This window comes from Micromonospora parva (assembly GCF_000718515.1).
GTDB lineage: Bacteria > Actinomycetota > Actinomycetes > Mycobacteriales > Micromonosporaceae > Micromonospora > Micromonospora parva.
The window spans coordinates 376,702-399,793 of the sequence record NZ_JNZS01000007.1 but is presented as its reverse complement, the minus strand read 5'-3'; the positions used below and the strand labels follow the sequence as shown (position 1 = coordinate 399,793).

The 23,092-nt window shown below is 71.5% G+C and carries 12 protein-coding genes and 1 pseudogene; 10 read left to right on the top strand and 3 right to left on the bottom strand.

Translation table 11 applies throughout. From position 1 onward, the window contains the following. Positions 1 to 1,046: 1,046 nt before the first annotated feature. Positions 1,047 to 1,127, top strand: a pseudogene (locus tag IF22_RS36425) (nuclear transport factor 2 family protein); the annotation flags it as partial. Between the two features lie 9 nt (positions 1,128 to 1,136). Here the strand turns inward: IF22_RS36425 and IF22_RS0111260 are convergent. Next, the gene (locus IF22_RS0111260; protein WP_081883789.1) at positions 1,137 to 2,384 is read right to left on the bottom strand and encodes an MFS transporter; all 1,248 of its coding nucleotides are present in this window, start codon (positions 2,382 to 2,384) and stop codon (positions 1,137 to 1,139) included. A gap of 389 nt (positions 2,385 to 2,773) precedes the next feature. Between IF22_RS0111260 and IF22_RS0111255 the strand changes: the two genes are divergently transcribed. The 8 genes from IF22_RS0111255 (at position 2,774) to IF22_RS0111220 (ending at position 18,593) form a co-directional block, all read left to right on the top strand. Next, complete coding sequence (locus tag IF22_RS0111255) at positions 2,774 to 3,574, top strand: LuxR C-terminal-related transcriptional regulator (RefSeq protein ID WP_081883800.1); 801 nt, start codon at positions 2,774 to 2,776, stop codon at positions 3,572 to 3,574. 5 nt (positions 3,575 to 3,579) lie between these two features. Next, positions 3,580 to 4,419, top strand: coding sequence for an aminoglycoside phosphotransferase family protein (locus tag IF22_RS0111250; protein ID WP_051708341.1), 840 nt, complete (start codon positions 3,580 to 3,582; stop codon positions 4,417 to 4,419). 164 nt (positions 4,420 to 4,583) lie between these two features. Beyond that, positions 4,584 to 7,811, top strand: a complete 3,228-nt coding sequence (locus IF22_RS0111245) for a non-ribosomal peptide synthetase (protein ID WP_081883788.1) — start codon at positions 4,584 to 4,586, stop codon at positions 7,809 to 7,811. Then, entirely contained in the window at positions 7,804 to 10,059 is a 2,256-nt protein-coding gene (locus tag IF22_RS0111240) for a beta-ketoacyl synthase N-terminal-like domain-containing protein (protein WP_051708338.1), read from the top strand. The genes IF22_RS0111245 and IF22_RS0111240 overlap by 8 nt, the downstream gene beginning before the upstream one ends. Then, positions 10,059 to 10,325 carry a phosphopantetheine-binding protein gene (locus IF22_RS0111235; RefSeq protein WP_030330983.1) on the top strand — a complete coding sequence of 89 codons (267 nt, stop codon included), beginning with the start codon at positions 10,059 to 10,061 and terminating at the stop codon, positions 10,323 to 10,325. The genes IF22_RS0111240 and IF22_RS0111235 overlap by 1 nt, the downstream gene beginning before the upstream one ends. After that, entirely contained in the window at positions 10,325 to 13,729 is a 3,405-nt protein-coding gene (locus tag IF22_RS0111230; RefSeq protein ID WP_051708337.1) for a non-ribosomal peptide synthetase, read from the top strand. Before IF22_RS0111235 ends, IF22_RS0111230 begins: the two co-directional genes overlap by 1 nt. Next, complete coding sequence (locus tag IF22_RS0111225; protein WP_030330980.1) at positions 13,726 to 16,608, top strand: type I polyketide synthase; 2,883 nt, start codon at positions 13,726 to 13,728, stop codon at positions 16,606 to 16,608. Before IF22_RS0111230 ends, IF22_RS0111225 begins: the two co-directional genes overlap by 4 nt. Further along, a complete protein-coding gene (locus tag IF22_RS0111220) occupies positions 16,605 to 18,593 on the top strand; it encodes an amino acid adenylation domain-containing protein (RefSeq protein ID WP_051708335.1) in 1,989 nt (662 codons plus the stop codon). The genes IF22_RS0111225 and IF22_RS0111220 overlap by 4 nt, the downstream gene beginning before the upstream one ends. A 457-nt stretch (positions 18,594 to 19,050) precedes the next feature. On the opposite strand, the gene IF22_RS0111215 is transcribed toward IF22_RS0111220, so the two are convergent. Continuing rightward, positions 19,051 to 19,428, bottom strand: coding sequence for a VOC family protein (locus tag IF22_RS0111215; protein WP_030330975.1), 378 nt, complete (start codon positions 19,426 to 19,428; stop codon positions 19,051 to 19,053). 661 nt (positions 19,429 to 20,089) lie between these two features. Between IF22_RS0111215 and IF22_RS0111210 the strand changes: the two genes are divergently transcribed. Next, positions 20,090 to 22,132 (top strand): NACHT domain-containing protein, encoded by a 2,043-nt coding sequence (locus IF22_RS0111210; protein ID WP_156057451.1) that lies wholly within the window; start codon positions 20,090 to 20,092, stop codon positions 22,130 to 22,132. Between the two features lie 162 nt (positions 22,133 to 22,294). Here the strand turns inward: IF22_RS0111210 and IF22_RS0111205 are convergent, their stop codons facing one another. Beyond that, on the bottom strand, positions 22,295 to 22,987 hold the full coding sequence (locus tag IF22_RS0111205; protein ID WP_030330971.1) for a TetR/AcrR family transcriptional regulator: 693 nt from the start codon (positions 22,985 to 22,987) through the stop codon (positions 22,295 to 22,297). Between the last annotated feature and the right edge of the window lie 105 nt (positions 22,988 to 23,092).

The following is a 23,092-nucleotide window of genomic DNA, read 5'->3' as shown; positions in this document are numbered from 1 at the left end:
GGAGTTGGCGGACGTAGCCACGGATGTCGCTCACCAGCAGGTCGGGGGCGCCGTGCGTGGCGAAGTGGCTGCCCTTGTCGTCCACGTGCCAGGACACGATGTTCTTGTGGTCCCTTTCGGCGAACCGGGCGGCGACTGGAAGTCCCAGGCGAAGTTCGCCTTTTCGCCGCCCCCGACCCGCAGTGCTGGTCATCATGAAAAAGGGTGGCTCGCCGGCCCGTCCCGCCCTACTTTGCACGTGGATCCTTCTTCTCCGACCCACTCACGGAGGGACTTCACCCCGCGTGACGCCGCCTGCTCTTTAGCCCTGACACCTTCCCCGTGCATCGGTCGCCGACGTCGCCGTCGGCTCCTCTCCCATGCCTTCCGTCAGGTCTTCAGAGGGATCATGTCTACGCATCCTCATATCGTCTCGTCCTGGACCCATCGGCGCACGCCCCCTGCCCTGCTCGCGTACCGCTGCGTCCACTGCCATTCCGGCCTCGTCGGCACCGGCGACGGCAAGTTCCGCGTCAATGCCACCAGCGAGCTTTTCGACATCCTGCTCCTGGGCACCCGCGTTTCCTGCGCCGGCACCAGCACAATCACGGTCCACGATCGCGTCCCGGTCCGTTACCTGGATCCGATCCGTGTAGAGGGCTACTCCGGCAACTCCTCCCGCCATGGGCCAGCGCTCGGACGAAAGTCGAGGTGGCCTTGTCCCGGACTGCATCACACGGCGGCCCGCGCGCGGTCGTTCGTGACCGGGCGCGAACGAAGATCAGGGCCGGCCCGATACCGGCGACGAAGGTGAACGGGGGGATGCAGGGGAGTCCGGACGGGACCGGGGCTTCGCCAGGCCGTACACCTCAACCGCTCCGCCGCGAGGGACCACCCGACGGCGTCGAGTCGGACAAGCACAAGGCTCTCAAGGACCGGCTCGCGACTGTCTCCGACCGGGCCGGCTTCTGGGGGCCCGCTCGTCGACCGGCAAACGGGTTGCGGACGTGCTGGTGCGCGGTGAGGGTGCCCTCCTGCTCGGGCACGAGCCGCAGGTGTCGGGCGTCATGGCCCGGTACGTCCGCTACGCCGACCATCACCGTTGGCAGGACCTCGCCGGGCTCTTCACACCGAACGGCACCTCCCGAACCACCCTCTCAGGTCGTGGAGGCCGGGGCCGTCTCGCGGACCAGCGTGACAGCGCTGTGGTTGGCGGCCGGAATGATCAGCGACGATGCGACGAGCGCGGCGACGGCGATGCCCAGCCATCCCCAGAAGCCGAAGGCGATGACCAGGCCGGAGAGCGCCGCCGGGCCGATGATGTTCTGCGTGATCACGTGCAGGTCGAACGCCCCCAGGTACTCGCCCTGAGCGTGCTCGGGGGCGAGGCCGAACGCGAGCCCCCAACCGGAGGCGGCCTGCATCACCTCGGCCACGGAGAGGATCAGCACGGCGGCGACGATCGCCACGGACGCCAGGATCACGTTGTCGTCGAGCGCGGTCACCGCCAGGACCGCGCAGCCGCCGGCCAGCCAGTAGCCGGAGCGCCGGGCGAGCCGACCGGCGCCGTGCACGGTGTCCGCGCCCCGGCTGGCCCGTACCTGGAACAGGATGACGAACGCGGTGTTGACGATCAGCAGCAGAGGAATCAGGAAGTGCGGCAGGTCGGTGCGGTTGAGCGCCCAGAGCGGCATCGTCACCAGGATGATGCTGACGTGCGAGGCGAGGATCGTCGAGACGCCGATCACCGCGAGGAAGCGTGGGTCGCGGACTGCGGCGAAACGCCTGAAGCCCACCGGTGCGGGACGCGGCGGCACGTCGGGCAGGCGGGTGACGAGGAGCGCGGCGCCGGCCATCAACGCGGCAGTGGTGAGGGGGATCAGCACGAGCAGCCGTTGGCTGAGGGCGGCGACGGCCGCCACGCCGATACCGATGCTGAATCCAATGTTGAACACCGACCGCATCATGGCCTTGAGCTTCACCCGCTCCTCGGCGGGCACGAGGTTGCCGATGAGGGCCCCGTTGGTCGGGCCGGTGCCGTACTCGAGGAAGCCGACGGTGACCACCAGCGCGAAGAAGGCGGTCGCGCTGTCGACGAGGCTGTAGAGCCCGAATCCGACCGCCAGCGCGGCGAACAGGATGACGAGCAGGCGGCGGGCGCCCACCCGGTCGGCGATCACACCGAACAGGACCGAGGAGAGGAAGGCGGACAGGCCGGCGGCCGACAGGCCCAGGCCCACCTGCCGGGCGTCGAGTCCGACACGCAGCGTGAAGTAGACGATGCTGCCGCTGAGGAAGACTCCCTTGCCGATGGATTCGGCCAGTCGGATCGCGATCAGCTTCCTGCGGAGCGGGTCGGTCGGTACCAGGCCGGCGACAACGTCCGTCACTCGTGACAAGGGCATGGGTCAATCCTGGCGACGGCGGTGTCCGGCGGACAGGGCGACAGGTGTAGTGCGTACGGGACGACGTCCCGGATCGGCCGGGAAATTCTCCCGTGGACTCCCGGGGCCGGCGGCACGTCGACCGTCTGTGAAAGGTCCGCTGTGGACGGCTTCGTCAGGGCCAAGACGGAAAGTCTGGTTCGGTTTTTCGATGCGTCAAAAGGCTGACCGAGCCCGTTCCCGGGATCACTTCTTGTGTTGTTCTGTTGGCCGTGAGTAGATGTTCATCACGACGCGGGGTCGGCGCTACCGCGGCGTTTCCCCGCGCGACTAAGACACCGCGGGCCGTTCGGACGGGGTGAGGTGGATAGATGGTCAGCGTTGGCTCGGTCTCGGAACTGACTCGGAACATGAGGCGGTGTCCGGAGGAAGTCGCGGCGGAGACACAACCCGACGCGGTGACGGTGGTCCTGGCCGACGCTCAGCCGGTGGTGCGCAGGGGCCTGCACGCCCTGCTGTCGCCGTCGGCTGAGGTCGCCGTGACAGGTGAGGCGGCGTCCGCGCGGGAGGCGTTGGCGCTGGCCACCGCCACACGTCCCGACGTGCTCGTTCTCGACGTCGAGCTGCCGGGGTTCCAGGCGGGGGTGACGATCCAGGAGATCAACCGGGTGTCGCCCTCGACAGCGGTGCTGGTCTTCACCGCGGTCGAGGACGAACACGCGATACTCGCGGCCATGTGGGCGGGCGCCCGGGGCTACGTGCTCAAGAGCTGCCCGGGCGACGGCATCGTCCGGACGATCCGGGGCCTCGCGACGGGTGAGGTCATCCTCGGCCCCCGGGTGGCCGACAAGCTCATCGGGCAACTGAGCCTGGAGCCCCGCAATCAGCAGCTCTTCCCGGAGCTGACAGCCCGCGAGCGGGAGGTGCTGGAATTGATTGCCTCGGGTATGCGCAACGTGGCGATCGCCGCGAAGCTGAATCTGTCCCCGAAAACGGTCAGCAATCATATTTCCATCATCTTCAGCAAATTGAACGTTTCTGACCGGTACGAGGCGATCGAGGTCGCCCGTCGGGCGCGGTTGGGGCGCCCCGGGCCGCCCGGCTCCCATTCACCAGTGGTGCGTGGTGGCAGCGTTCTGCTGACCGGCAGGCGTAATGTCGTGGCGCCGGGCGCGGCCGCGTACGCCGGCACGCGGTCGGTGCGGGGGTGAGCGGGATGAGCCTGGACCTGGACGCGATCGCCAACCGACTGGAGCCACGGTTCGGCCGGGCCGCGCACCGCTGGGCGGGCACGCTGCGCCAGCGGCTCGACGACCTCGTCGAGCAGTGGGAGCTAACTCTCGGTGACCCGCTCAAGTCCGGCAACTCCTCGGTGGTGTTCCGGTGCGTGGGCCCGCTCGGCGACGCGGTGCTCAAACTGTCCCCGGACAGCTACGCCGTGCGGGAGGAGGTAGACATGCTGCGCCAGTTCGCCTCCAGCGGACGGGTGCCGGCGGTGCGGGAGTCGGCCAAGGGCGCCGTCCTGCTCGAAGCGATCCACCCCGGCACCCTCGTGGAGAAGATGCCGCAGCCGCCCTCACCGCGGGAGTACGCCGCCTTCCTCACCGATCTGCACGGCGCGGGCGACCCGGCTGCCGCTCCCCGTCAACTGGCGGACTGGATCGACGTGCTGTTCAACTCGGCGACGCGCCGGGGTGCCGACCTGAGCGGGTCCAAGCGGCTGCGCGACGACCTTTTCGCGGTGCCCACCGACACCGTGCTGCTGCACGGGGACCTGCACCTCGGCAACGTGCTCAATGGCGGAGGCAGGGGCCTGGTGGCGATCGACCCGATGGCGTGCGCCGGTGACCCCTGCTTCGACGCCGTGGACTACGTGCTGGAGGGTCTGGACCGCGCGGAGATGGTGCGCCGCCGCGACGAGCTGGCGAGCGCCGCCGGCATCGACGTGGGCCGGCTCGACGCCTGGTGCCGGGTGACGGCCCCGATCGGCGCCACGTACGTCAGCAATCCCTTGCACTCCGCCGAGCTGGCGGCCTTCGGGCGCGGCGAGTACTGACCGGCCGACCACCGCCCCGGTCTGACGGCAACCCGCGTCGGGCCGGGGCCGCGCCGTGCCCGGGGACCGAGGCGACGTGTCGCCGACGCGACCGGGAGCTTTTCCTGGTGGGGCAGGAGAACGTGCTCTGCCGCGCGGGACGTGCCGGGCCGCACGATCGGTGCATGGTTCGTACCGGTCGTGCTTCCTTCGCCCAGGAACGCCTCTATTTCCTCGATCAGCTCCAGCCCGGAAACCCGGCGTACGTGGTGGCCTTCGCGGTGCACCTGCGCGGTGCGCTGCGACCCGAGGCCCTTCGCGCGGCCCTGACCCGGGTGGTCGCCCGGCACGACGCGCTGCGCACCACGTTCGCGGTGGTCGACGGTGTCCTCACCCAGCGGGTGTCGTCGACGCCCGCTGTGGACGTCGACATCACCGCCGACGGGTGGGTCGATCGCGCCACCCAGGAGGCCCACCTGCGGACGCTCGTCGCCGAGCAGGCTCGGCAGCCCTTCGACCTCGCCAACGGGCCGGTGGTGCGGGCCTACCTGCGCTCCTGGGGCCCGGACGAGCACGGCCTCGCGGTGCTCGTGCACCACATCGCCTGCGACGGGTGGTCGGTGGGTCTGCTCCTGCGCGACCTGGCCGCCGAGTACGACGCCGCTGTCGACGGGTCGGTGGCCGCCTACGAGGAGCCCGCCGAGTCCTACCTGGCGTACGCCGAGCGGCAGCACGAGACGTGGCGACGGGACAGCTCGGGCCTCGACTTCTGGCGTGCGGCGCTGGTCGACGTGCCGCAACTGGCGCTGCCCACCGACTTCCCCCGCCCGAGCGTGCTCGGCACCACCGGCGCGGTGCTGCGCCGCCCGGTCGAGCCGGAACTGGTGCGGCGGCTGGGGGAGTGGGGGCGGGCGCGGGGCGTGACGCTGTTCGCGGTGACGCTCGCCGCGTACGCCTCGGTGCTGTCCCGGTACGCGCGCCAGGACGAGGTGGTGGTCGGCGTTCCGGTGGCGAACCGGATGGATGACGCCGAGGAGCGCCTGGTCGGCTGTCTGGTCAACACGCTGCCGATCCGGCTCGACGTGTCCGGCCGGCCGAGCTTCACCGAGCTGGTGGACCGGGCACGACGGACCAGCATGGCGGCCTTCGCCAATCAGGACGTGCCGTTCGAGCAGATCGTGCGGGCCACCGTGGGGGAGCGGCAGCTCAGCCACGCGCCACTGTTCCAGACCTCGCTGACGGTGCAGAACTTCCCGTTCGCGTTCCCCGAGTTCGCCGGGGTACGGCTGACCGAGGTCGACGTCGAGATCGACGTCACCAAGTTCGACCTGGGCCTGACCCTCGACGTCTCCACCGACGTGCCGTTCCTGCGCGCCGAGTACAGCACCGAGCTGTTCAGGGCGGAGACCGTTGGCACGCTGCTCACGCACTACCTGACGTTCCTGCGGTCGATCGTCGACGAGGAGCAGCGGGAGCCGTCCATGGTGGACGAGGCCGAGCGGGCGCTGCTCACCGAGGGGGTGAACCCGCCGCTCGCGTCGGCGCCGGTTACGCACCCGTCGGTGCTGCGTCGCTTCGCCGACCACGTGGCGGCGACCCCGGACGCGGTGGCCGTACGCCACCGGGACGTCGAGATCACCTACGCCGAGCTGGACCGGTGGGCCGGGCGGATCGCGGCGGGCCTGGCCGACCGCGGTGTCCGCCCCGGCGTCCGGGTGGGGCTGCTGCTCGGCCGTTCACCGGCGGTCGTCGCGGCGATCCTGGGCGTGTGGAAGCTCGGCGGCGTCTACGTGCCGCTGGACCCGGACTACCCGCGCCAGCGCCTCGAACTGATCGCCGCGAACGCCGGGATGGCGGTGCTCGTGGTGGACCCGGAGACCGCAGAGGCGGCCGCGGCGCTCACCCGCGACAGCGGGACTCCCCTGGCCGACGCGCACACCCTCGACGGAATCTCCGTGCTCGAGGAGACCTTCCCGGGGCCGGACGACCCGGCGTACGTCATCTACACCTCCGGCTCGACCGGCGTACCCAAGGGGGTCCTGGTCGGGCACGGCGGCCTGGACGCGCTGAACAGCCCGACCCCGGCGGGCCTGGACGTCACGGCCGCCGACGTGTGGCTGGCGGCCAGCTCGTTCTCGTTCGACGCGTCGGTGTGGGAGATGTGGGGCGCGCTGACCACCGGCGCCCGGCTGGTCATCGCCGAGCGGGTCGACCTGGTGGACCGGGAACGGCTGGCCCGGCTGGTGCGTCGCGAGGCCGTCACCGTGCTGTTCCAGACCCCGGGCGCGCTCTACCGGTTGCTGCCGCCGTACCTGCGGGCGCTCGAGGAGGACGAGACCTCCCGCATCCGCTACGTCGTCCTTGGCGGCGAGGCGCTGAGCTGGTCGCGGCTGGCGTCGCTGATCGCCGACGCGCCGGGTCTGCAAACGGTGTTCGTCAACATGTACGGCATCACCGAGGGCACCATCCACGTCACGATCTTCCAGGCGTCGGCCGCCGACGTGCCCCGGGTCCCCGAGGGTGCCATCGGCGTGCCGTTGCCGTCGGCGCGCTGCTACGTCCTCGACGAGGACCTGCGGCCGACCGGCCTCAACGTGCCCGGCGAGCTGTACTGCGGCGGCGCGCTCGTGGCGCACGGCTACCTGGACAACCGGGAGCTGACCGAGGCGCGGTTCCCGCCCGACCCGTACGGCGGCGGGGTCATGTACCGCACCGGCGACGTGGTGAAGTGGGGTCTCGACGGGAGCATGGTGTACCTCGGCCGCAACGACACGCAGGTGCAGGTGCGCGGCTACCGCGTCGAGCTGGCTGAGGTGGAGGGCGCCCTGCTCACCCACGCCGCGGTGCGGTCGTGTGCCGTGGCCGCCGAGGACGACGAACTCGTCGCGTTCGTGGTCCACGGGATCGGCCCGGACGCCGAGCACGACCTGCGGGCGCGCCTGCGCGAGACACTGCCGGCGTACATGGTGCCGTCGCGGATCCTGACCGTGGCGACCATCCCGCTCACCGCGCACGGCAAGGTGGACCTTCCCCGCCTGCTGGCCGACAGCCGGGCGGCACGGACGGTCACCGCGCCGTCGCGGCCACCGGCCTCAGTGGTCGGCACCGGGTTGGAGGAACGGATCCGGGCCTGCTGGGTCGAGGTGCTGCGGCGGCCCGACGTCGGGCTGCACGACAACTTCTTCGACCTGGGCGGCCACAGTTTCGCGCTGATCGCGCTCCAGCAGCGGATGTCCGAGGAGGGTCTGGACGTCTCGGTGACCGACCTCTTCCGCTGCGGCACGATCGCCGGCTGCGCGGCGGCGCTCCAGCACACCGCGCCCGTCGTCGCGGACCCCAACGCGGCGCAGCGCCGCCAGGGCCGCGCCCTGCTGGCCGACCGGCGGCGCAGCGTGCGAGCCGGCCGTGGCTGAGCTGGACGACAGCGCCGCGGTGGCGGTGGTCGGCATGGCCATCCGGGTCCCCGGCGCCGGACGCGACCTGGACCGGTTCTGGCGACACGTCCACGACGGCGTCGACGCCGTCAGCGTCTTCACGCCCGGGCAGCTCGTCGGTTGGGGCGTACCCAAGGATCTGGTGGAACGGTCGGGCTTCGTGCCGGCCCGCGCGGTGCTCACCGACGCGGACCGCTTCGACCACCGGCTGTTCAGCTACTCACCGTCGGACAGCGCCCTGATGGACCCCCAGCAGCGGATTCTGCTGGAGTGCGCCTGGGCGGCCCTGGAGCACGCCGGCCACCCGCCGGTCGCCGCCGACGGCAACCGGGTCGGGGTGTACGTCGGCACCGGGCTCAACGTCTACCTGCTGGACAACGTGTGGCCCAACGAGCGCGCGGTCGAGGCGGCCGGTGGCCTGGGCGTGATCATCGGCAGCGACAAGGACTTCGCCGCCACCCGGATCGCCTACAAGCTGAACCTTCAGGGGCCGGCGCTGACTGTGCAGACCGCCTGCTCGACGTCGCTCGTCGCGGTGCACCAGGCGACGCAGGCGCTGCTCACCTACGACGCCGACGTGGCACTGGCCGGCGCTGCCACCGTCGCCCCGCCGACCCGGCGCGGACACCTGCACGAGCCCGGCGGCATTTTCTCCGCCGACGGTCGCTGCCGCGCCTTCGACGCCGCCGCCGACGGGACGGTACCGGGCGACGGAGCGGGCGTGGTGGTGCTCAAGCGCCTCACCGACGCGCTGCGCGACGGCGACACCGTGCACGCGGTGATCCGTGGCTCCGCGGTCAACAACGACGGCGCCCGCAAGGCCGGCTTCACCGCGCCCGGTCCGACCGGTCAGGCCGCCGTCATCGCGGCGGCGTTGGAGGTGGCCGACGTCGACCCGGACACCGTGGGCCTGGTCGAGACGCACGGCACCGGCACCGCGCTCGGCGACCCGATCGAGGTGGCGGCGCTGCGGCAGGTGTTCGACTCCGCCCGGCCCGACCGGGCGCCCTGCGCGCTGGGCGCCGTCAAGTCGGTCGTCGGACACCTGGACACCGCCGCCGGGGTGGTCGGCATGATCAAGACGGTCCTGGCCCTGACGCACCGGACGATTCCTCCGATCGCGCACCTCCGTACGCCCAACCCGGCGATCCGACTGGACGGCTCGGTGTTCGAGCTGCCGACGACCGCCCGACCCTGGGCGCCTGTCGACGGCGTACGCCGCGCCGGGGTGAGCGCCTTCGGCATCGGCGGCACCAACGCCCACGTAGTGCTGGAGGAGGCCCCGCCAATCGCGGCCCGACCCCGCCGACACGTCCCGCAGCTCGTCCTGGTCTCTGCGAAGACCGCCGCGGTGGCGCAGGAGAGCCTGGACCGGGTCACCGCGTTCGCGGCGGGAACCGCGCCCGGGGACCTGGCCGACCTCGCGTACACACTGCGGACCGGCCGCGCCGAGCTGCCCTGGCGGGCCGCCGTCCTGACCGGCGTGACCGACGGGGTCGCCCGGCTGCGCAAGGTCGACGCGACGGCTCGGGCGCGCGGGGTGGCGCTGCACCTCACCGGGGCCGGTGCGGTGACCGGCAACCGACCCAACTACGACGCCGACCCGGTGTACCGGCGGACCGTCGACGAGGGCGTCGCGCTGCTGCGTGGCCACGACCTGGACGATTCGGTCCGGGAACGCGGCGACCGGCTGCTGGCCTGCGTCGGCCTGACCCGGTCGCTGCGCAGCCGGGGCGTCACCCCGCGCGCTCTGGCCGGTGACGGTGTCGGCGCGGTGGCCGCCGCCGTCGTGGCCGGGGTGATGTCGCTCGCGGACGCGCTGGCGCTGCTGCGCGACACCGACGACCCCGGGGTACGCCTGCACCCCGCCGCTCTGCCCCTGCTCATCGACGGGCGGCCCGACGACAGCGCCTTCTGGCGGGCCGCGGCCCTCCGTCCCCCGACGTCGACGCCGCCCCCCGACGTGCCCGACCCGGTGCTCTGGATCGAGGTCGGCACCAGCGTCACCCCGCACCTGGACGCCGACCAGCCGCCGCTTCCCGCCAACCGGCACGCCCGACTGCTGGCGACCGTCGGCGCGCTGTGGCAGCTGGGTCTCACCGACGCCTGGGATCCCGTGCACGACACCGGCCGCCGCCGGCTGCCCGCCCCCACCTACCCCTTCGCGGCCACCCGGCACTACCTGGACGCACCCGGAGCCGACCCGACCACAGAGAGGCGACACTGATGCGCGACGTACACGACCGGACCTGGGTGGCCGAGTTCGAGGAGCTGTGGATGGAGGTTCTCGGCGTCGACACCGTCGACGACGACGACGACTTCTTCGACCTCGGCGGCCATTCGCTCAGCGCGCTGCGGCTGAGCACCCTGATCCGCCAGGAACTCAACCTCGCGGTGATGTTCGGCCACGTGCTGGAGAACCCCCGCTTCGCCGACCTGCGCAAGGTCGCGAGCGAGGTGCCGCTGGAGCGTCCGGCGGCGGAGACCGCCTGATGATCGCCCCCGACCTCGCCGCCTGGGCGCCGCTCGCCGCGCGGGTGCTCGGCGGCACCCCCGAACAGGTGAGCGCGGCGGCCGCCACCGAATCGTTCGTCGCTCTGGGCGGCACCTCGCTCCAGGCCATCGCCCTGGTCTCGCTGGGCCAGCGCGAGCTGCGGGCGGACGTGGACAGCGCCCGCCTGCTGTCGGCGCTGCCGCTGGCCCAGGCCCTCGCCGGCGCCGTGGACTTCGTCGACACCGCGCCACCCGTCGTCGCGCGGCGGCCGGCAGAGCGGGAGTTGCTTCCGGGGCAGCGGTCCATGCTGGCCGCGCACCTGCTGGAGCGGGACGCGCCGTACCACCTGATGTTCACGGTGGAGGCGGACGGGCCCCTCGACCCGGCCCGGGTCCGGTGGGCGCTGCGCGAGCTGACCACCCGGCACGAGGCGCTGCGGACACACTTCGTGCGCGACCCCCGCCAGGCCCGGATCGTGCTGCCCGCGCCCTACGAGCCGCGTCTACTGCACCAGACGCTGCCCGACGACGACGCGGTACGCGCCGTGCACGACCTGTACGGCCCGGCCGCCGCGCGTCTGCTGCGCCCCTTCGCGCAGCCACCCGTGGTGTTCGTACTGACCCGAACCGGCCGGCGCGACCTGCTCACCATGCTGGTGCACCACACGGTCAGCGACGGCTGGAGCGTCGGACTGTTCGCGCGGGAGTTCGCCGAGTTCTACGCCGGGGACGGCCCGGCCGAGGCGGCCCCGTCGCCGGACTGGGTCGGCACCCGGCTCGCCGCGCAGGAGTCGTCCGGCGCGCTGGAGTCCGCTTTGACCCGGGTCACCGCGCGGCTGGACGGGGCACCGTGGACGGTGACGCTCCCCACCGACCTGCCGCCGGTCGCCGAAGCCGACGGGCGGGGCGCCCGACTGCGCTTCCACCTGGACGAGACGGCGGCGGAGGCGACGACCGGGTTGGCCCGGGAGTGCGGGGTGACCGTCACGTCGGTGGCCCTGGCAGCCTGGGCGTTGACAGTGTCCCGCCGCGCCGGTCTGGACGACCTGGTGCTCGGGGTGCCGGCGGCGGGCCGGTTCGAGGCGGGCATGGACCGCCTGGTGGGCCTCTGCACCCGGGTCGTCCCGGTCCGCTGCGCGGCGACCGACGACAGCACCGTCCGGGAGTTCGTCCGCGGGATCGCCGACGCCCTGGCCGCGGCGGTCGCCGACGCCGACGTGCCGTTCGAGAAGGTCGTCTCCGCGCTGGGCGCCGGCACCGACCCGGGACGGAACCCGCTGGCCCAGCTCGGCTTCGCCGCCCACCACGAGCTGGTGCCCGACGAGCTGGTGGTGGGCGACCGTACCTGGCGGGTGCACGAGAGCCACTGCGGCGGCGCGGTGTTCGACGCCCTGCTCTACCTCCAGTCGTGGTCGGATCGCCCCCGGTTCGCGCTGGAGTATGCGACAGCCCTGCTCACCGCCGCCGACGCCGGGGAACTGGTCGAGTCGTTCCAGGCGGCGGTGCGGGAGCTGGCCGCCGACCCGGACGCGACGGTGCGGGACGTCACCACGCTCTCGGCGGGTCAGCGCGCCCGGTTGCGCGAGCTGGGCTCGGGCGAGACGTACGACACCTCCGACGACGTGTGGCACCGGTTCGCGGCGTACGCGGAGTCGGCGGGCGCGCGGTCCGCGCTCGTCGACGCGCACACCGGGCTGACGCTCACCTACCGTGAGCTGCACGACGCCGCGGTCGAGCAGTCCCGTCTCCTGCACGGCCACGGGGTGCGTGCCGGCGACGCGGTTCTGGTGGAGGTGCCCCGCTCGGCCGCCGAGGCGGTCGCGGTGCTGGGTGTGCTGCGGCTCGGCGCGCACTACGTCGCGGTCGACCGGCACGCCACCGCCGAGTGGCGTACCCATCTGGCGGCGACCGTCGCGGCGCGGGCCCGCCTCGGTGTGGGCGAGCCCTGGCCGGGAGTCGTCGACTGTCCACTCGTCGAGCCGGGAACGCCGGTCGGGGCCGGTGCGGTCGAGGCCGCGCCGAGGGATCCGGCGCGGACCGTGTACGTCTCCTTCACCTCGGGCTCGACCGGGGTGCCCAAGGGCGTCGTCGTGCCGCACCGGGCGGTGCTGCGACTCGCGGACGACCCGGGGATGTTCGTCGACCGGCCGGGCATGCGGATGCTGCGGCTGTCCCCGCTGGCGTTCGACGCGTCCACCCTGGAATTGCTGGTGCCCCTGGCCACCGGCGACACGGTGGTGGTCTTCCCGCCGGAGGACCCGACGCCACGCGGGCTGGCCGACGTCCTGCGCACCGCCGGGGTCACCCACGCCTGGCTCACCTCGGGCGTGTTCCACCTGGTCGCCGACCACCGTCCGGACGCGTTCGTCGGGCTGCGGCAGCTGTTCACCGGCGGGGGAGTGGTGTCACCGCCGCACGTGCGCCAGGTGTTGCGGGCCTGCCGGGGCCTGCGCCTGACAAACGGTTACGGCCCCACCGAGAACACCACCTTCACCACCACGTACTCCGTCGAGCACGCCGACGCGACCCCGGACCCGCTGCCGATCGGCGGCCCGGTGCACGGCACCGACCTGTCCGTCGTGGACGCGTCGGGTCGCCTCGTTCCACCGGGCGCCTTGGGTGAACTGCTGGCCGGCGGCACCGGCCTGGCCGACGGGTACCTGGGCGACCTGACCAGGACGGACGCCTCCTTCGTGCGACACGACGGGGCACGCTGTTACCGCACCGGCGACCTGGTGCGCTGGGGCGCGGACGGGCAGCTGCGCTTCCTGGGCCGCAACGACCGCCAGGTGAAGATCGCCGGACACCGAGTGGAGCCGGTCGACGTCGAGCGCCGGTTGCGGGCCCAGCCGGGCGTCCGCGACGCCGTGGTGTTCCCCACCGGTGACCCGACGACCGGCGTACGCCTCTGCGCGGCGCTCAAGCCCGACCCGGACGGCCTCGACGTGGCCGCCGTGCGCCGCGCGGTGGAACCCGACCTGGCCCCCTACGCCCGGCCGCAGCAGTGGGTGACGGTGGCGGAGTTCCCGCTGGACCGCAACGGCAAGGTCGACCTGCGGGCATTGGGAGCGCTGGCCCAACCGGCAGCGCCGCCGGAGACCTCGGCCGCGCCGGCGGACCCGCCGGCCCGGGTTCCCGCCCAGCGCTCGGCGTCGCTGGCCGAGTTCGAGGAGCTGGTGACGGACGCCTGGGTGGAGGCGTTGGGCACCGACGACTTCGACGTCGACGAGGCGTTCTTCGACGTCGGCGGTGAGTCACTGCGCCTGGCGATCGTGCGCCGGCTGCTCCAGGAGCGGCTGGCCGGCCGGACCATCCCGCTCACCGACCTCTACCGATTCCCGACCGTCCAGACGCTGGCCCGGCATCTGCACGCACAGACCGAGAGAGCAGGGGCACCCTCATGAACGACGACATCGCGATCGTCGGCCTGGCCGGTCGGTTCCCCGGCGCCGCCGACGTCTCGGAGTACTGGTCGAACCTGGTCGCCGGGAAGACCACTGTCAGTGCGCTGACCCGGGGCGAGCTGCTGGCCGCCGGGGTGCCCGCCGACCGGCTCGACGACCCGGCGTACGTGCCGGCGCGCGGCGTCCTGGCCGATCCGGACCTGTTCGATGCGACCTTCTTCGGCATCACTCCGAGGGAGGCGGAGACGATGGACCCGCAGCACCGGCTGCTGATGCAGACGGCGTGGGCCGCGTTGGAGTCGGCGGGGCTCGCCACCGAGCGGCCGTTTGGTCGGGTCGGCGTCTTCGCCGGGGCCGGGTTCAACTACTACGCGCTGCACCACGTGTTCGCCCAGCCCGAGGTGGTCGAGTCGCAGGGGCTGCTGTCGGTGGTGCTGGGCAACGAGAAGGACCACCTGGCCGCGAAGATCGCGTACCGGCTGGACCTGGGCGGACCCGCCATCACCGTGCAGACCGCCTGCTCGACGTCGCTGGTGGCGGTGCACCTGGCCTGCCAGAGCCTGCGCGGCGGCGACTCGGACGTCGCGCTCGCCGGTGGCGCCTGCGTGGCCGTGCCGCAGCAGGCCGGGTACCTCTACGAGACGAAGGGCATCATGTCGCCGGACGGCACGTGCCGGCCCTTCGACGCCACGGCCGACGGCACCGTGCCCGGCAACGGGGTCGCCCTGGTGGTGCTCAAACGCGTCGCGGACGCCCGCCGGGACGGGGACACCGTGTACGCGGTGATCAAGGGGTCGGCGGTGAACAACGACGGTGGGATGAAGGTCGGCTACACCGCGCCGGGCATCGCCGGGCAGATCGACGTGCTGACCCGCGCGTACGCCGCCGCCGCCGTCGACCCGGCGACCGTGGGCTACCTCGAGGCGCACGGCACTGCGACCGAGGTCGGCGACGCCATCGAGCTGGCCGCGCTGACCGAGGTCTTCCGTCGCGGCGAGCGACAGTGCTCGATCGGCTCGGTCAAGGCCAATGTCGGGCACCTCGACGCCGCCGCCGGTGTCGCCGGTCTCATCAAGGCAGCGCTGGCCCTGCACTTCCGGCAGATCCCGCCGCTCGCCGGCCTGAAGCAGGCCCGGCCCGAGCTGCTGGACGGGTCCACACCGTTCATGGTGGACACCGTCGCCCGTCGGTGGGAGGCCGTCGACGGTCCGCGCCGCGCGGCGGTCAGCGCCTTCGGTCTGGGTGGCACCAACGCGCACGTGGTGCTGGAGGAGGCCGACGGCCCGATCCCGCCGGAGCCATCGGCCGCCGACGGCCCCGCCGAGCTGATCGTGCTGTCCGCGCGGACCCCGGAGGCGGTCCGCGAGGCCGCCGATCAGGTGCATGAGTACGTCCGGCAGCGCCCCGACCTGTCCCTGCGGGACGTCGCGGTGACGGCGCAGACGTACCGCCGGCACTTCCCGCACCGGTTGGCGGTGGCCGCACGGGACGTCCCGGCGGCGCTCGCCGGCCTGCGCCGGGCGCGGGTGCGCGCGGCGGTCCGCCGACCCCGGGTGGTCTTCCTGTTCCCCGGGCAGGGCGCCGAGTTTCCCGCCATGGCGCGGGGCCTCTACGACCACTACCCGTCGGCGCGGGCCGACCTCGACCACGGGGCGGAGCTGCTGGCCCCGGTCCTCGGGCTGGACCTGCGGGACGTCCTTGTCGACGACGACCCGCACAGTGTCGTGCACCGCACGGACGTCACCCAGCCGGCCCTGGCCCTGTACGAGGTGGCGCTCGGCCGGCTGCTGCTGTCGTGGGGCGTCCGTCCGGCGGCGATGATCGGTCACTCGGTCGGTGAGTTCCCGGCCGCCGCGCTCGCCGGTGAGCTGGCCGACGACGACATGCTGCGCCTGGTCGCCACCCGGGGCCGGCTCATGCAGGACGCCCCGGAGGGTCACCTGCTGGTCGTGCTGGCGGGGCCACGCACCGTGGAGGAACACCTCGCGGGCCTGGACGCCCTCGACATCGCCGCCCGCAACGCGCCGGAGGTCACCGTCGTGGCCGGACCGCCGGCCCCGCTCGCCGCGTTCCGCGAACGCCTGGACGCGGCCGGGGTGCCCTGTCGGGGGCTGCCCGCGCAGCGCGCGTTCCACAGCCGGATGATGACCGACGCGGCCCGGCTGCTCGGCGTGGCGGCCGACCGGGTGTCCCACCGACCCCGCACCCTCCCGGTGGTCAGCAGCGTCGACGGCGCGCTGCTCGGCAGCGGCCAGGCGCGTGCCGAGGGCTACTGGGCGGCACAGTTGCGCAGCCCGGTGCGCTACCACGACGCCCTACTGACCGCGCTGGAGCTGCCCGACCCCGTGCTCGTCGAGGTCGGTCCCGGCACCGCGCTGACCGGCATGGCCCGGCAGACACCGCAGGGGCGGCGGGTGCCCGGGTTCGCCATACAGCCGCGACCGACGCCGCGGGCCGACGCCGCCGATGTCCTCGCCGCACTCGGCGGGCTGTGGACGGCCGGGGTGGCGGTGGACTGGCCGGCGGTGCGCGGCGACACCCCGGCGCGACGGGTGGCGCTGCCCACGTACCCGTTCGCCCGTACCCGCCACTGGCTGGAGGCGACACCGCCACCGGCCCCGGACACCGCCGAACCGTCGCCGCCTCCCGCGGCTACCGGGGAGAGCACGGTGGTGGGCGAGATCGTGGAGCTGTGGGGCCGGTTGCTCGGCTCGCCCGACATCGGGCCGGACACCGACTTCTTCACCGTCGGCGGTGAGTCCCTGCTGTTCATCCGCATGGTCAACCAGGTGCAGCGCCGCTTCGCCGTCCGCATCCCGATGGAGAAACTGTCCGCGCGACCCACGCCGCGCGTCCTGGCCGAGCTGGTGACCGCATGACCGACCACACCGACCTGGCACACGCCGCAGCAGTGGCGGCCGTGCTCGCCCACCGCCTCTCCGGCGCGACGTCGGTAACGGTGCGCGGCCCGCACGGCGACCACACGCTGCGCGTGCACCCGGACACCACACTGACAGAGGTACGCGCGCAGACGCGGACACCGTCACCCGAGCTGTCCCCGGTGGACGTGGTGCTGGTGACACCCGGCCCTCGGGGCGGGGCGGTGGGAACGGTGGGCCCGGTGCCGGTCTGGCTCGCCGGCGACCACTGGCACCCCACCCACCTCCAGGAACGACTGGACACCCTGAGCGGATGGCTCACCGACCATCCCGACCGCCCGGTGCGCGAGGCGGCGCTCGTCGGTCCCCGGGAGCGGGCCACGCTGCTCGGCTTCAACCCCGCGCCGACCCAGGCCCCCCGGACACCCGTGCACGAGGCGATCTGCCGGCAGGCGGAGCGCACCCCGGACGCCGTTGCGCTGCGCGGCGGGGGACGCGACCGCAGCTACCGGGACCTGCTCGACGAGGCAGCGGCGCTGGCCGGGCGACTGCGCGCCGAGGGCGTGGGCCCCGGCGCGGTCGTCGCCCTGTGCACCGAGCGGAGCCCGGAGATGGTCGTCGCGGTGCTCGGTGTCCTGCTGGCCGGAGCGGCGTACCTGCCGCTGGACCCGTCCCACCCGAGGGCCCGGCTGGACCTGATGCTCACCACCGCCGACGCCGCGCTGGCGCTCGCCGACGAGGAGGGACGGGCCGCGCTCGGCACCGGCGGAGCCCCGGCCGTTCCGGTGCGACCACTGGCCGGTGCCGACCTACCCGCCTTGCCCGTCGACTGGCGTGGCTACCGCGCGCCGGAGGAGGTGGTGGACGGGCTGTCGTACGTCATCTTCACCTCCGGGTCGACCGGGGCGCCGAAGGGTGTGCAGATGACCCATCTGTCGCTGGCCAACCGGCTGGCGTGGATGCAGGAGGAGTACCGCATCGGGCCCGGCGACGTGGTGCTGCAGAAGACGCCGTACACCTTCGACGTGTCGGTGTGGGAACTGCTCTGGGCCTTCCTGGCCGGCGCGACGCTGGTCACGGCCGAGGCCCAGGCGCACCGCGACCCGCAGGAGATGGCCGCCGTCATCGCCCGCGAGGCGGTGACCACAGTGCACTTCGTGCCGTCGATGCTCGCCCTGTTCGTCGAGGAGCCCGGGGTCGCCGCGTGCGCAGCCCTGCGCCGGGTGATCTGTAGCGGGGAGGCCCTGCCGCCGAAGCTCGTCAACAAGCTCACCGCCACCCTGCCGACGGTGCGGGTGGACAACCTGTACGGCCCCACCGAGGCCGCCATCGACGTCACCGCCTGGCCGTGCCGCCGACCCGAACCGGACCCCACCGTCCCGATCGGCAGGCCCATCACCAACGTCACGGCATACGTGCTGAACGACGACGGTGCGCTGGCCCCGCTCGGCGTACCCGGGGAACTGGTGGTCGGCGGCGACTGCCTGGCCCGGGGGTACGCCGGACGGCCCGACCTGACCGCCGAGCGGTTCGGCACCGTGCACGTCGCCGGGCGTCCCCAGCGGGTGTACCGCACCGGCGACCTGGCCTGGTGGTCACCACAGGGGTACCTGAACTACGGCGGGCGCATCGACACGCAGGTGAAGATCCGTGGGCAGCGGGTGGAACTCGGCGAGATCGAGTCGGTGCTGAACAGTCACCCGCTCGTCGCGAACAGCGTGGTGCTGCTCCGCGACGACCTGGGTGCGGCCCCGACCCTGGTGGCGTACGTGGTGACCGAGCGGCACGCCGACGCGGGCGACGTGAGCGAGGCGGAGCTGCGGGCGTTCCTGGCCGAGCAGCTTCCCGACCACATGGTGCCGCTGCGCCACGTGGTGCTGCCCGAGTTGCCCGCCACCGCCAACGGCAAGGTCGACCGCAGGGCTCTGCCCGCCCCGCCGGCCCGGGTCCGCCGGCCGGCACGGGTCGGGTCACCCTCGGCGTAGGGCGTCGGGAGCGGAGGAATCCGCAACAGGTCCGAGGGACTCGAGCTCCTCGCGCCGGTGCTGCCGGCAACCCCGGGTCCGGCAGGCTGTACCGCGAGCCCGATCCCTTGAAGCCGAGGACGCGTAGAGCGGGGGCAATCTCGTCGCGCAGCACGCACGATAGACGGTTTGCACGTCGCTCACGTCATCACCCGCCCTGGTCTGAGAACCAGAACCTAGCGGCAAGCATGAACGACCCGAGACGCTGCCACGGAACCCGGCGGCGTGGCCGATGCCGAACGTGGATTGTCTGGCCGGCGCTACCACCTCGCCGGCCGGCGTGTCACCATCCGCCTCGACCGCTGCGTGCTGCACCTGCCTAACGGGTGGCCAACCAGTGACGCGCGGTTGGGTGTTTGGACCTGTCGATGTGCGGATGTCGACAACACTGCGGCAATCGCGGCGCGCAGGGTTCTTGTCAGACCATCGGGGCTTCCCAGGTGGTCAGGCAGAAGGGGTGGCCGGCCGGGTCAGCGTAGACGAAGCATTGTTCGCTATTGGGCTGGAAGTCGTATTTCGTTGCGCCAGCGGCGAGCACGCGCGCCTCGGCGGCGTCTCGGTCCTCGACCATGAAGTCGAGGTGCATCATGATCGACGCGGTGGGGTCGGGCCAGGTTGGAGGCGTGTATCCAGGCACGGTCTGGAAATTGAGCCGCCCGGCCGGGCTCTGCACGCATGCCCACTCATCGCCGATCTGCGTCATCGTCCCGCCGGTGATGTCGGCGTAGAACTTCGCCAAGCGGATGGCATCCGAACTGTCCAGAGTGACTGCGCTGAGCCGCAGGTTGTCGGACATGTCGCCTTCTTCCGGTCCAGGCCGCCAGTAGCGCCACTGACAGCATTGGCATGACGGATGGGACCGAATCGAAGTCGACAGAGCCGGCACTCGAAGGTGCCTTCTCGCGAGCTCTCCCGGCGGACCACGGACCGATCGTCGCACAGCGGCTCACCGAGCACGCGACACGAAGGATCGACCGCATGATCCAGTGCACTGTTCTGTCGCAGATAACGCTCGGTCGGTCTCGTCGCCACCCCGTACCGGCTCATCCCACGGAACTGCCCGTAGTCGCCCTTGATGACGCCCTGAATCGGCCCGGTATCTGACTACGAAGGGATGTCTGATGTGGACGTTCGGCTCTGTAGTCGGTTGATCGCTATCGGTAGCCTGTGCTGGTGGTTGGGACTGGGCTGGCGAGGCGAATTGGCGGCTTTCGCCTGTGGCGGCTTTGGCGATCTCGCCTGTTGCGGCGGAGGGCTTGGCTGGGACTGCTGCGGCGTCGGAGCGCCTCTGCGCCGTCAAGACGTGACTGGTGGGAGTCTCGCAGCGGTCGTGACCGGACCACGTCTGTTCCGCGTTCTAATCAGGACCAGCAACGCGAGCTTTGCTCGACCAAAGTCGCTGTTCTGATGCGCTTGGCTGTGGTCACACCGTCCTGGCCAGCAGAAGGAGCACGTCGATGAGACCGGGTAGCCGGCGTCGGGTTTTGCGCTGGACAGCTGGTGCCCTGGTCACGCTGCTGAGCGCTATTGTCGTGGTGACGACTGCGACGTTCGTGCCTGCCTACATGGCCGACAAGACGTTGAGCAACAAAGCTGGATACCTTGGCACAATTCTGGGCGCCGTCAGCCTCCTCGCCTTTCTGGTGCAGCAGTTGATTGGCTTGGTGCGTCGGGATAAGCCAGCCGCCGTGATCGAGCAGCTCAGATCGGAGCTCCTCCGTGAACTCAGTGCCCGGCTCCGGCAGCTTCGACGTACATCGGAACACATCGCACTGAGTTACCGGAGCGCCGGTGAGTCATCGGATGTGCAGCTGGAGGCGCTTGCGCAGGCGGCACTACGCGGACCTCAGCGTGCTGTGCTTCTGGGCCATCCCGGTCGCGGGAAGTCGTACACCGCGCTGCAGGTTGCCCTGGAGATCCTGAAACAGGATCCTGCGGTCGTGCCGCTGGTAGTCCCGGCTGGCCGCTGGATTGATGGCGAAGAGATCGACGCCTGGCTTCCAAAGTTCATTGCGACCGAGTTCAACGTATCCCGTGGCTCAGCCCAAGACCTCATCGAGTCGGGCCGAATCTTCCCGGTGCTCGACGGCATTGACGAGCTGTGCATCGATGAGACGACCGTTGAGCCTGCCGAGCGACTGCTGCGCCAACTCGCCGAGTGGCGGTTGCGCGAGGAGCCGGCCCGCTTTCTGGCCACCTGCCGGCGAGCCACTTGGAGTGCCCTCGATCAGAATCTGCGCGACCATTACACCCTGCAGGTGTACACCATCCGACCCGTCGGCTATGCCGAGGCGACAAGGTATCTGTCCCGGTCCATTGGCGGCGCGGACGTTTTCGCTCAGGCGCTCGACCTGGCGACGTCACTGCAGGATGAAGGCCGCGGAGCTCTGCTCGCCAGCCCCTGGCAGTTGAGCCTCATCGCGGAACTGGCCAGGAATCGCCTGGCTACGCATCGCACTGACCCTGGCCGCACGTTGGTCACGACGGGAGAGACTGCCAATGCCGCGTCCTTGGTAGCGAACTATGTGGAATCCGTCGGCACCGTCCGGGCAGCACTTCCGATACGACTGCGAAACGTGCTCGACCTGTGGTGGTTGTCGCATTACGCTAAGTACCTAGAGCTAAATCGGTCTTCGCAGAGGGTCGTGGCAGGGCGCACGTTGCCTGCGCGCGACATTATTCTGCACCGGCTTTGGCCGGTCGCCGGGCGGGCGGCGTTGGTCACGGATTTCATCTTGTGCGTGCTGCTGTCTGTTCCAGGGTTCGTCTGGGCGGCCATGTTTCTGTGGGATCGTGGTTGGATAGCACGTGGTGGACTTCTGTTCGGCGCCGCCGTCTGGTCGGCCATGCTCATACGAACAAGCACGAAGCCGTGGATGCCAGCCGCTACGCCGGACTGGTCACGGCTGACCGACCTGAGGTTCTCGCTGCGTCAGACCGCCACCGCACTGGTCATTGCGGTGGCGGCATGGCTGGTGCTAGGCCCGTGGATAGCATTGATAAGTTTCGTCACTGCCTGGCTTGCGATCGGTTTGACAGTCGGCTTCGGCCAGACTCTGGCGACGGACACCAGACCCGAAATCGTCGGCCCGTTGGGCGTCCTGCGCCGGGAGCGGACAGTGTCGCGACTATCGGCCGCCGTCATGTTTCCGATCCTGGCATGGGGCTTCAGCCTGCAATGGGGCGTGCTGTTGGGTGTCCCGCTGGCATTGCTCTACTGCGCGGTTGTCGGCGAGACGGTTGCTTGCGCGCTATGGCGGCGCTACGTCGCTATGATCGTCGCCGCGGCGTTCCGGCTACCGCTCGCCCCTGCTCGATTTCTGCAGCGAATGTGTGGGCTCGGATTTGTTCGCGTCGCCGGAATCGCCTACCAGTTCCGTCACGATGAGCTTTTGCGATACTTCGCCAACACTTACGATGTGCGTGACCATTTCCGGCGGTCATGGCGAACTGAGGCGCCGCAGCGGTATCGGACTTCACCGCGACCGGTGGTCGAGTAGCGTAGGCGTTCTTCATGAGGTCCAGCGAGCATCGCGGGTCGGTTAACGTCAACGACTACTGATCGGGCCACCGGCCGATGTCGCCGGTCCGCCGCAGCATGCGAGCAGCCAAGTCGTGGCGGCGGGTTCGCCTTCCACGCCTCGGCCGCCGGCGGTTCGTGCTCAGGCGCGGAGGCGTTCCAGCCCGCCCAGGATCAGGTCGAGGGTGAACTCGAACTCGGTCTGGCCGTCGCACCAACCGAGGGTGGGGTCGGTGACGTCGTGGATCTCGGTGGCCACCATGGCCGTCAGGTGCGGTAGCGCCTCGGCCATCGCGGCCAGGTCCGCCTCCGCAACGTCGTCCTCCATGCTCCCGCCAGCCGACGACGGGCTGAAGATCTCCTGCGCGAACCCGAGCGGCAGGCTGCCCAACGCATGCATCGCCCGATGCGCGAGGCGGTGCGAGAACCCTGCGCCGAGCAGGGTGCCCACGATCCCGTCGTAGTAGGCGTACAGACCGACGGGGATGGTGCGACGCGAGCCCAACAGCCCGGGCATCCACGGGTGACGCAGCATGATCTGACGCGCCGCGAGGAACTGCCGGCGCAGCCGCGTCCGCCAGTCCTCGTCCCCACCGTTCGTGGCGTTGCCACCAACCGCCGCCGCACCGATCTCGGCGACCACGGTCTCGACGACGCCGTCGAGGAGCGCCTCCTTGGCGGGCAGATGGTGGTAGAGCGACATGGCCTCGACACCGAGATCGGCAGCGAGCCGACGCATCGTCAGCGCCTTGACCCCCTCAGCGTCCGCAAGGGCAACCGCCGCCGCCAGGACACGCTCGCGGCTGAGCGGTTGTCGAACTGCCTTCGCTGCCACCTGCCCCACCACCTCTTGCCAGCACCTTACATCGTATGGTTGCCTTACGTCGTAAGGTTGGTGGTCGGAGCGCGACCACCACCACGGCGGTACGGCCCCGAAGGA